The 10,264-nt window shown below is 46.4% G+C and carries 13 protein-coding genes; 5 read left to right on the top strand and 8 right to left on the bottom strand.

Translation table 11 applies throughout. From position 1 onward, the window contains the following. Positions 1–189: 189 nt before the first annotated feature. The gene (locus EDM21_RS16390; protein WP_157337143.1) at positions 190–735 is read right to left on the bottom strand and encodes a glutathione peroxidase; all 546 of its coding nucleotides are present in this window, start codon (positions 733–735) and stop codon (positions 190–192) included. 250 nt (positions 736–985) lie between these two features. On the opposite strand from EDM21_RS16390, the gene EDM21_RS16385 reads away from it, so the two are divergent. Next, positions 986–1,684: a peptidylprolyl isomerase gene (locus EDM21_RS16385; RefSeq protein ID WP_157337141.1), complete on the top strand. Its 699-nt coding sequence runs from the start codon at positions 986–988 to the stop codon at positions 1,682–1,684. A gap of 88 nt (positions 1,685–1,772) precedes the next feature. On the opposite strand, the gene ybaK is transcribed toward EDM21_RS16385, so the two are convergent. Further along, a complete protein-coding gene (gene ybaK / locus EDM21_RS16380) occupies positions 1,773–2,243 on the bottom strand; it encodes a Cys-tRNA(Pro) deacylase (protein WP_157337139.1) in 471 nt (156 codons plus the stop codon). Between the two features lie 267 nt (positions 2,244–2,510). Between ybaK and EDM21_RS25575 the strand changes: the two genes are divergently transcribed. Next, positions 2,511–3,197 carry a GNAT family N-acetyltransferase gene (locus EDM21_RS25575; protein WP_420850669.1) on the top strand — a complete coding sequence of 229 codons (687 nt, stop codon included), beginning with the start codon at positions 2,511–2,513 and terminating at the stop codon, positions 3,195–3,197. On the opposite strand, the gene EDM21_RS24630 is transcribed toward EDM21_RS25575, so the two are convergent. The 4 genes from EDM21_RS24630 to EDM21_RS16360 all read right to left on the bottom strand — a co-directional run bounded on the left by EDM21_RS24630 (position 3,087) and on the right by EDM21_RS16360 (position 5,471). Beyond that, positions 3,087–3,545: a hypothetical protein gene (locus EDM21_RS24630; RefSeq protein ID WP_166542041.1), complete on the bottom strand. Its 459-nt coding sequence runs from the start codon at positions 3,543–3,545 to the stop codon at positions 3,087–3,089. The two genes, EDM21_RS25575 and EDM21_RS24630, sit on opposite strands and share 111 nt — an antisense overlap. Positions 3,546–3,559: 14 nt before the next feature. Beyond that, on the bottom strand, positions 3,560–4,369 hold the full coding sequence (locus tag EDM21_RS16370) for a hypothetical protein (protein ID WP_157337136.1): 810 nt from the start codon (positions 4,367–4,369) through the stop codon (positions 3,560–3,562). 209 nt (positions 4,370–4,578) lie between these two features. After that, positions 4,579–4,830 carry a hypothetical protein gene (locus tag EDM21_RS16365; protein WP_157337134.1) on the bottom strand — a complete coding sequence of 84 codons (252 nt, stop codon included), beginning with the start codon at positions 4,828–4,830 and terminating at the stop codon, positions 4,579–4,581. A gap of 362 nt (positions 4,831–5,192) precedes the next feature. Then, a complete protein-coding gene (locus EDM21_RS16360) occupies positions 5,193–5,471 on the bottom strand; it encodes an RHS repeat-associated core domain-containing protein (RefSeq protein ID WP_157337132.1) in 279 nt (92 codons plus the stop codon). Between the two features lie 189 nt (positions 5,472–5,660). Here EDM21_RS16360 and EDM21_RS16355 point away from each other — a divergent pair, with 189 nt between their 5' ends. Further along, positions 5,661–6,458, top strand: coding sequence for a hypothetical protein (locus tag EDM21_RS16355; RefSeq protein WP_157337129.1), 798 nt, complete (start codon positions 5,661–5,663; stop codon positions 6,456–6,458). 86 nt (positions 6,459–6,544) lie between these two features. Here EDM21_RS16355 and EDM21_RS16350 read toward each other — a convergent pair whose 3' ends face one another. Next, the gene (locus EDM21_RS16350) at positions 6,545–6,874 is read right to left on the bottom strand and encodes a nucleoside triphosphate pyrophosphohydrolase family protein (protein ID WP_166542055.1); all 330 of its coding nucleotides are present in this window, start codon (positions 6,872–6,874) and stop codon (positions 6,545–6,547) included. A 223-nt stretch (positions 6,875–7,097) separates the two neighbouring features. Between EDM21_RS16350 and EDM21_RS16345 the strand changes: the two genes are divergently transcribed. Then, positions 7,098–7,889, top strand: a complete 792-nt coding sequence (locus tag EDM21_RS16345; protein WP_157337127.1) for an SDR family oxidoreductase — start codon at positions 7,098–7,100, stop codon at positions 7,887–7,889. A 145-nt stretch (positions 7,890–8,034) separates the two neighbouring features. Here EDM21_RS16345 and EDM21_RS16340 read toward each other — a convergent pair whose 3' ends face one another. After that, positions 8,035–8,967, bottom strand: coding sequence for an AraC family transcriptional regulator (locus EDM21_RS16340; RefSeq protein ID WP_157337125.1), 933 nt, complete (start codon positions 8,965–8,967; stop codon positions 8,035–8,037). A 153-nt stretch (positions 8,968–9,120) separates the two neighbouring features. Between EDM21_RS16340 and EDM21_RS16335 the strand changes: the two genes are divergently transcribed. After that, positions 9,121–10,251, top strand: a complete 1,131-nt coding sequence (locus tag EDM21_RS16335; protein ID WP_157337123.1) for a Gfo/Idh/MocA family protein — start codon at positions 9,121–9,123, stop codon at positions 10,249–10,251. Positions 10,252–10,264: the final 13 nt, after the last annotated feature.

The raw sequence follows: 10,264 nt of genomic DNA, 5'->3' as shown, positions 1-10,264 counted from the left end.
ACTTGAAAGCGACCTTCGTTATTGCTCTTACTCAGCATTTTTTACACCTCGGCTCACCGTTTTACTTACTAATTCGATAAAAAAGCCTGTAGACCCTGCTCCTTACGGAACTTTGTCTACAGGCTGAAGGAACCTACGGCTTAACGTAGGTTCCTTTTCTTGTATAGAAGTATAGGATATAACTCCGCGTTACAGCACGGCCTCAATCTCCTGCTCCATGTCGAGCGGATCAACCGTGGATTCGAAACGCTGTACAACTTCACCGTCACGGCTAACCAGGAACTTGGTGAAGTTCCATTTCACGTCGTTGCCGTGCAGCAGGTGGGGCTGCTTTTCCTGGATGAATGCATTCAGCATTTTGCCGGAAGGGTGATTCAGATCAAAGCCTTCGAACGGCTTCTGCTCCGTCAAATAAGCGAACAGCGGATGCTTGTCCTCTCCACGGACGTCGATTTTCTCGAAGAGCGGGAAACTCACGCCATAGGTAAGCTGGCAGAACGTATGGACCTCTTCGTTCGTGCCCGGCTCCTGCTCGCCAAACTGGTTGCATGGAAACCCGAGAACCACGAGTCCCCGGTCGCGGTATTTGTCGTATAGCTTCTGCAAATCCGCATACTGGGAGGTGAAGCCGCATTTGCTGGCTGTGTTCACCAGGACGAGAACCTTGCCCTTGTATTCTTCGAGCTTCGTTTCTGTGCCGCGAATGTTGCGGGCCGAATATTCATAAACGCTCATAGTATAGGACGCCTCCGTTGGTCCGGGCATGTCGAAGTCGTTTGCATGTGCCGGATTTTTGTTATACACACAATTTAATTGCGCGCAATATATGTACTTCATTCAATTTAGCATATTCGATTCAAGGAGTCAATTTTTACCGGTATATGATATAGAGATAGAATCTTTTCTCCTCCCTCTCCAAAATTTACAATCATCACCTAAACAAGGTATGATAGTATACAAATCGACTCAATAAGGTGGTATGAAGATGACAGGCAAGCGTAGAAGTACAGTAATTCTGATGGCCATGCTCATGACCGCACTGCTCATCCTGGCAGGATGCGGGAAAGCTGCGCCGGAAGCAGGAACAGGAGGCGCTACGGCGACTCCTCCGGCAACAGCAACACCAAGCCCGTCCCCAAGCGATGAGCCGAAGACCGACGGCAAAAATCCGATCGTCACGATCGAGATGGACAACGGCAAGAAGATCAAGGCCGAGCTATATCCGCAAGTCGCGCCCAATACCGTCAACAACTTTATTTCCCTGATCAAAAAGGGCAAATATGACGGTACGATTTTCCACCGTGTCATCCCAGGCTTCATGATTCAGGGCGGCGATCCTGAGGGCACCGGCATGGGCGGTCCCGGCTATGGCATTAAAGGAGAATTCACTTCCAATGGCTTCAAGAACAACCTGAAGCACACACGCGGCATCCTGTCGATGGCACGTGCGCAGGATCTGGATTCCGCAGGTTCCCAGTTCTTCGTGATGGTAGCGGATGCTGAGCACCTGGATAACCAGTATGCTTCCTTCGGCAAAGTAACCGAGGGTATGGAAGTCGTGGACGAGATCGTCAACTCGCCTAAAGGCGCGCAGGATCGTCCGAACACCCCTCCGGTAATGAAAAAAGTAACGGTGGATACACTCGGAGTTGAATACCCGGAACCGCAGACCGTAAGCAAGTAATTTTACTCAAGTAAGAGCCTCACATGAGAAGGACAAGCTGTCCCCGATTCGTCGGGTCCGCTTGTCCTTTTGTTTGTGAAGGGCTCTGCTACGTTATATCCGACAGAATGGCCTCGGAAGCCGCCGCCAGATCCGTCCCCTTCACAAATATTTGAAGGCCTCTGCGCCCCGCGCTGATGCTGACCGGATCAACCTGAAGCACCTGCTTGTCGAGATACAGCGGATATTTCTTCTTAGCGCCGAGCGGCGATACCCCGCCCCTTATGTAACCAGTCAGGGCTTGAATTTCTTTGACAGGCACCATCTCGACCTTCTTATTGCCGCTTCCTGCCGCAAGTGCCTTCAGATCAAGTTCCCGGTCTCCAGGGATACAGGCCATCACAATCCCGGTTTTGTCGCCGCGGAGAACAAGCGTCTTGTATAGATGCTGCACATCAAGTCCGACCTTGCCAGCAACGGTCCCTGCATCGAGATGATCTTCGTCCCATTCATACTCATGCAGTGTATAGGAAATGCCGAGCTTGTCCAGCAGGCGGCAGGCATTTGTTTTGGCGCTCATCGGGTTCACTCCTTTTTTAGTTGGGTTTTTCGTAGTCCATTATTAGCAAAAAAGCTTCTGACTGAAATATAAGAGGAGTCATGATAGAAGAAGGATAGTTTACATTATGGCACATAAGGAAATAAACGAGCAGATCTACAGCCCTATTATAAATACTTATGGTACAAGCGATGTTCTGCGGCGATCAATAAGCGAACGGGCAGCTCTGCGAAGCAAGAGGATTTATAGAATATGTGATAAAATCTGGATTATAAGTGAGGTGATAGGATGCTAAACATGCGAAATGCTAATATGTCTGACCATAAGTTTCTGGTTCATATTAACTTAAAAAACGATGGGTACACAGTTACAAATGAAGCTGAAATGACCGACCGAGAAAAAGAAGAACATAATCAGAAAATACAAAGGTATCTCACTGATCTAGATAAAGGTGCATTTATTATTGAGGACTCTGTTTATAACAAACCAATTGCTATGTTAATGTATTCCGTAGCAAACAGGGATTCCATGTATCCTTGGAAAACAATTTTCAACGAAATAGACCGAAAATTATTTCAAAGTGATGGTCGATTTATTCAAATATTTCAATTATGGGTTCATCCGAACTATCGTAGACGGAAATTAGCCACAAAGCTAAAACTCAAGTTGGAGGAAGAAGCTCAATATCATCATGTTGGTTTAATTTACACTCATACCGAAGTAACAAATAGCCATGTCATCGAACTCAATAAAAAAAAATCGGGTATCAAGAGGTTCGGCGTGGTCCAATCTGGGATGATACCGGGTAGCCCATCAACCATAAAAAAAGCATCAGTAAAATATTCTACTGATGCTACCAAACAATTACATAAAACAAGATTTTATTTTATTTCCGATATCAATATCCATACCGTAAACTTCAAAATACGAAGTATCAAATGGACGAATTTCTATTTCTGCCTCAGGATGTTGTAATCCTTCACCTTCTTCAGTTTCCGGTAATGTATTAGAATCCCATCCAATCTTTTTGCCCTTCTTAATCCCTATGAACACCCCCGAATGGAACTGGATTATTTCTTCTGCCTTTTTAATCAGTTCATATGTGCTTAAAATTTCTGAATATGGATTGGGAAATAACACTTCAGATACTTGATTACCGCTACCAAACACATCAAAAGCAAACCAAGTAAGATTAGAAGTTTCATGTTGTATACAGGTTAGTATTTGAACTAACTGTTTTCCTGAACAACTTATCTCACTTTGGAAATGCCCCCTACTTAATCTAAGTATAAACGTAGGTTTTTTGAGATTATTGTCCTCCAAATTTCCCACCTCCATCACTTAAAACTCCAGGACCCATCTTGAAAAACTGCGGGATGGTCATGTGGATTGGTATGATTCTGCGGACGACCATGGTCAGTCCAATCTGTACGTTTCACTGGAACACCATTTTCTCCCCACTCAAGGGTTTGAATATAATCTCCTTTTCTACCTTTTTGCCATCCAATTTGAGTATGGGGATTCATTGATTCAGGCACATGAACAGTACCATTTATCATTGTTCCGTCAGTTCTAGGAAGAGGTATGGGGTTGTCGTTAGCATCCTTGGGAACATACTTCGGTGTTGGAACTTTACCCGTTCCCTCACCCACACTCCGTCTACCGTTACCCGGAATAATCCCCAGGTTCATATCAACTTTGCGGTGGGCTCTGCTGTAAATATTGCAATCCATACTGCCGATGAAATGATATAAGTTCACACCCACATCATAGCAGTCAGACATGTTGCTAAGGGCCTGAGAAAGATTCGATCCTATATTGACGAGTTCGTAGGCATCTTGTGCCCGATCACTCCATTTTGCGGCGGTACCCGCTGTCTTACCGACATAAGAACCTGGGACAAACGGAGTTAGTGCGGCACCCGCATCCCACGCTAAATACAAACCGTTAGACAAGCTTGGGTCTTCATAGAGTTGAAACGCACTATACCCTATACTTGCCATGTCAGCAAGGGTCTCAATCACGTTGCCGCTTGGATCATAGTATTTTACCGGCTTACCCTCGCCATAGGTGTAACGATTTAAGCTTGAAGAAACGCAAGAAAACGATGATAACAGAAACAAGTCAATCATGATGGTTCTAACCATAATCGACCTGTTTATCTTCACGCAGTAGCTTTATTTAGGTTATAAAATCAAGCTTTTTTGTCCGTACAACCGAAATGACGATTTCTTTATACGAGTATTACATGGTTTAGATGTGTTTTTGCTTGTAGAATGGGTTCATTCGGCACTGGGTAGCCCCACCAATGAAAAAACCTTGAAAGGCACGAAGCCAATCAAGGTTTTCATTAACATTAAGATTCAAATGTAGTTCTATCGGGGAAATGTCCATTTTCCCTAATGAAACAAACTGATAACTTTTGTGCTGCTCTGTCGAAATAAAATTTTGTTGAAATGTTCGGGTCAGGAATCGGGTCTAATTCGGCAAACTTTCTTGTTATTTTATCTAATTCAATTCTCCCCATAACAATCTCATTCGGACCAAATTTATAAATAACCTTTTCCTCATCTTCCATTTCCTTAAGTAACAAAACGAATGAAGCCAAGATATGTCTCCTCCTTATTATGGATTCCACGGACGACCTGATTCTAAAGTTTTATCATGTGCTGTCCTATAATTTGTTTTGAAGATTCCTTCGAATCTCGACTCAAACAATTCATGATTTAGTAAATCTATATCTCTTTGCTTGTACGTCCCTTTTTGTAGACGTTCCCAAGCTTGAGCAATATCATAATCAGCATCAAAGCGCCCAACACCATGGTCTTTTAGTTAGTGCGGCACCCGCATCCCACGCTAAATACAAACCGTTAGACAAGCTTGGGTCTTCATAGAGCTGAAACGCACTATACCCTATACTTGCCATGTCAGCAAGAGTCTCAATCACGTTACCGCTTGGATCATAGTATTTTACCGGATTACCCTCGCCTTAAGATATTGAAGCCCCGTCTGATCGGTGTATTGTCCCGCATATCCGATAGGCTGATGAATGGATCCGGTCTGTCCGGTTACTTGTCCCCATGGATCATATTGATAGGTGGCTGCAATTTCACCTGCGGGAGTTGCAATACCTCTTACATCTCGATGACCGTCATATAGATAATTAAAATTGTCCTGCAGTGAAGGCCCCTGCGCTCTTGCTTCTAATTGGTTGCCGTATAGACCAAACCAATAATAATTTATTGACAATTCTAAATAACCCATGATATAAAAATTGGATATTATACAAATATGGGATAAAAATGATAAGAATATACAATCTTTTCTGCAATGGGTTGTAACAACCGTTCATAATTATTTTATCTCAGAAGTTTTGGACAACGATAGATGGATATGTTTGGATGCAAATTTATTGATTAATCCAAGGGAGAGATTACTTTGAAAATAAAGAGGATCATTCTTGCAGGCTCATTTTTACTAGCTATAGCTGGCGCATCATTTTTCTTCGGAAATTCAGGGGAAGCGAATACGCTGGCCATACTCCCGGATCAAGCTCAAACTACGGTGAATAAAATGCTAGATTCCATTGATCATTTCAAAACGATTAAAACGAAAATTAAAACAGAGGGAGTCAATGAACAATCGAATGTGACGGAGATTGAAATAAACACAGCCCGTAAATTCACGGCTTCGGCTAGAACTACCTATACAGATGGGAAAGTAATAAACGAATATCAGAATGATCAATTTTTAGTCGAGGATCCTGTTAAAAAGGAATTCACTCAACATAAAATCTCTAAAGAAAATAGTGAAAAGTGGAAAGATAAACCGAAGAAAAGAGTCGAATTCAACGAACAGGGCGACATACAATTTCATCCCAGAAAAAATCCTATTTTTGTAGGCACGGCGACTTCTAACAATTTGATATTCCCTCAAGATCTGGCTCTAGGTGTCATGATGAGAGCAGAAAAAGTAGACTATCTGGGGACGGAAAAACTGCTGAACAGAAATGTGTCCGTTTTGTCCATCATCCCTATGGATATTCAGCAATCTAGTCTTGGAAACCTTATTAAAATTTGGGTCGATGACCAAACCGGCATTGTAGTCAAATATCATTCCTATAAAAACAATACTCTTTTCCAATCCAATGAAATGCTAAGTCTAGAAATTGACTCTGAAATCTCCGTTAAAAGCTCGCCCGATTTATCTGCCTATAAGAATATAAGCAATCAATAGAATACAACTATACAAAAGAAATAAGCTGATGTCTCAAGCTCTGAGACCTTCAGCTTATTTCTTTTTCTCCCTCTTCTCATCACCAATCAGCCCGTCGTCTCCATCAGATAAACTTTCGCCTTAAATCCGCCTCTCTCCGCCGCTTTCTCTTCCCGCACAGCTTCCAGCTCCTGAACGGAACAGTGGTGTACACCGGCTAGAGCTTGTATCACTTCAAGCAGATCGGCAAGTTCCTCTACCGCATGACGGTCGTCCTGTACGGAGGCATCCAGATATTCCCGAAGCTCTTCATGCAGCTTCTTGTGCAGCTCCTGCTTATATTCCGGCTCCGTCAAGATTCTTGTCCGGCACGCCTGTCCATTCTCGCGGATAATATCCGGTATACGATCCCGGACTAGTTTATTGTAGACAGCCACTTAGATTCATCTCCATTTTCTAAAATAAGTCTCCTGCATATGCTGCTTATTTCCTTCGACATCAAGGCTGTCCTATACGTCCCGGATTTGTAAAAATCCACTTATGGAACCGCCGGCATACGTAACGATACCAAGGGGAGCGAATCCGTTCTATGGTTCATTCCACTTGCCCCGGTGGTAAATTCGCCATGTAAACACTCAACGATAACAAGGAGGCTGAATCATGGCGGATAAACGGCTGGATGGCAAAGTTGCTGTGGTGACAGGAGGCGGCTCGGGGATCGGCAAAGCGGGCGCAATCCGGATGGCGGAGCAGGGTGCGAAGATCGTGATGCTGGACCGCACACCGGAGAAAGCCGAAGAAACGAAGAGGCTGATTGAGAGCGCGGGCGGTCAGGCTCTTGTAATCGAGTGTGACGTGTCCAAACCGGAGATGATCGAGCAGGGTATGAAGCAGGCTGTGGATATATTCGGCAGGCTGGATATCGTATTCGCCAATGCCGGATTGAACGGCAAGCTGGCTCCCATTGAGACGATGGAGATCGAAGAATGGGACTACCCGATGAACATCAATCTGCGCGGCACATTCGCTACCGTTAAGTATGCCATTCCTTTTCTGAAAAAAAGCGGCGGCAGCGTCATCATCACCAGCTCGATTAACGGCAACCGCGTTTTCTCCAATATCGGCTTCTCCGCCTACTCTACAACCAAGGCCGGGCAGATCGCTTTTATGAAAATGGCGGCGCTGGAGCTCGCGAAGTACAAAATCCGTGTTAACGCCATCTGTCCGGGAGCGATTGCCACAAACAGCGCAGACAACACCTACCGGTCCGAGGACCTGGAGGAAGTGGAAATCCCGGTAAAATTTCCACAAGGAGGCCAGCCACTCAAGGGTGAATCCGGGAAACCCGAAGAGGTCGCCGATCTTGTCCTGTTCCTTGCCTCGGATGAGTCCTCTCATGTGACCGGAACCGAGATTTATATGGATGGCGCGGAGTCACTGCTGGTCGGCTGAGTCCGTGGAGACTGCCGTATGCTTTGCCAGCGCTATGCACTTATACGGCAGCACGTTAGGCCTTTCACCTGTTCATGACAGGATAAATGAAGGGCTAATTTCTTCTGTAGGATAAGGGTCCCGCTATGTCTCTCTTTCTATGCACCTACTCCGTATGCCCCATCCTCGCCTTGATCGATCTTGCATACTCGGTTGGGCTCATACCGGACGCTTGCTTGAACATCCGGGAAAAAGAATGAACACTCCCGTATCCGAGCTGCTGCGCAATCTCCGTATAGTTGCAGGTTTCTTCCCGGATGAGCAGCTTGGCCCTGTCGATTTTCAACCGGGTCCAATATTTCATGAGTGTCATTCCTGTCTGAGACTTAAACAACTCCTTGAGCCGGGTCTGGCTCAGATGAAACTGCCTGCTGAGTGTCTCTACCGTCAGAGGTGCTTCCAAATTTCCTTCCAAGCAGCGGATAATCCTCTCCGTCAATTCGGCTTGGCTGCGCTCTTGGGCAGGTGTGGACAACTGCTTAACAGCAGCGGCAGTGGAATGCCCGGACTCCAGCGGAGCACGTCTCATCAGTCTCAGCAGAAAGATTTCCAGGTAACAGCGAAACAATTGTTCCGCACCTTCCGGAGCCTCCTGTTTTCGCTTCAGCGGATATTCGAACGGAAACTCGAACGCATTCTCGCCTTCTTGTACAAGCTGAGCCAGGACATTGCGCTCCTCGTCTTCCAGCCGGATGACTTGTCCGCTCAAGATGTCCATGGCTGCTGAATCGCAATCAAAGGTCAGCACGATGACATTGGGAGCTGTGCCCGGGGCCGCCCGAAAGCGGTGAAACTCATTGGGACGGTGAAAAATAACCGTTCCCTGCTTCAGCAAATGACTCGCATGATCGGTCCATACTTCTATTTCACCTTTATCCACATAGAGAAACTCCCAGAAATTATGGCGTTCCCCCTGAAATACATAATCTTTGCCATGCTCAAAATAATACATCGTAATGATCCGGCTGATCGTCACAATCTGCTTCAGACACGTTCTCTGCATCCGGTTCAGCTTAGCCTCACGCTCATCCACTTTCATCCCCCCGGCTGTCTGGCTCTTAATATACGGCTTACTGCCCTTATATCGTTTGTTCGGGACAAAAAAACCGTCGTTTGAGACAAAGATAAATATAAATCCCTCTTTTATACTAACGGTAATAGCTTCACATTGAAAAAAAGGGGGACGCACGTCATGAAATTAGGTGTTATCGGGTACGGAGCCCGGATTCGTCACGTCATCGCAGAAATAACCAGACAGGACCCGGCCTGCCGGGTCACCGCAATAGCCGATATCCAGATGGAACCCATCCGCAGGGAGCTTAGCAGCAGCGGCCCCACAGACATCCGTTTCTACGACTCGCCGGACGCCATGCTGGAAGCGGAAGAACTGAATGGTGTTCTCATCGGGACCCGCTGCTCTTTGCATACGGCTATGGCGCTCAAAGTACTGGCCCGCGGTCTGCCGCTCTATCTGGAGAAACCCGTTGCCACCACGATGGAAGATTTGCTCTGTCTCAAGCTGGCCTATGAGTCTTCGCGTTCACCCGTCGTAGTCTCCTTTCCCCTGCGCGTTACTTCTATAGTAAAGGCTGTGAAAGAAATTATCGACTCCGGCAGAATCGGAACCGTAGAGCATGTACAAGCCGTCAACAATGTCCCTTACGGATCGGTTTATTACCAGAACTGGTACCGGGACGAAGCCGAGACCGGCGGACTTTTTCTTCAGAAAGCCACTCATGATTTTGACTATATCAATTATATCCTGGGAACTCGGCCGACTGCCCTGTGTGCCATGACTTCCAAGCAAATCTTCAAAGGCACGAAGCCTGCCGGGCTGAAATGCAAGGCGTGCAGCGACAACCGAACCTGTCCGGAAAGCACCGCTTTCCGGGAAGACCTCCCGCCGGAATGGGAATACTGCTGCTATGCGGAAGACACGGGCAATGAAGACTCCGGCAGTGCCCTGATCCGTTATGAGAGCGGCATGCACGTCTCGTATTCCCAGAATTTCTTTGCCCGCAGAGAGGCTGCCGCACGCGGTGCGCGTTTTCTCGGACATAAGGGGACGGTCGAGTTCGATTTCTATACCCGCATAGTAAAGGTGATCATGCACCATACACCACGGGTAGAGACGATCGAAATCGGAGCGGGTGAAGATCATTTTGGCGGGGACGCCTACTTAGCCCGGAATTTCACCGAGGTTATGCGGGGAGAAGCCGCCTCTGCCGCTACTTTAGATGAAGGAATCACCAGCGCGCTCCTTTGCCTGAAAGCCAAACATTCCGCGGAGACGGGCACTTTTCAGAACATTGCATTCGATTAGGCCGGATCACACT

This window comes from Paenibacillus lutrae (assembly GCF_009757775.1).
GTDB classification, from domain to species: Bacteria; Bacillota; Bacilli; order Paenibacillales; family NBRC-103111; genus Paenibacillus_F; species Paenibacillus_F lutrae.
Note: the sequence above shows the minus strand (reverse complement) of the source record. Positions and strands in the feature narration are given on the sequence as shown.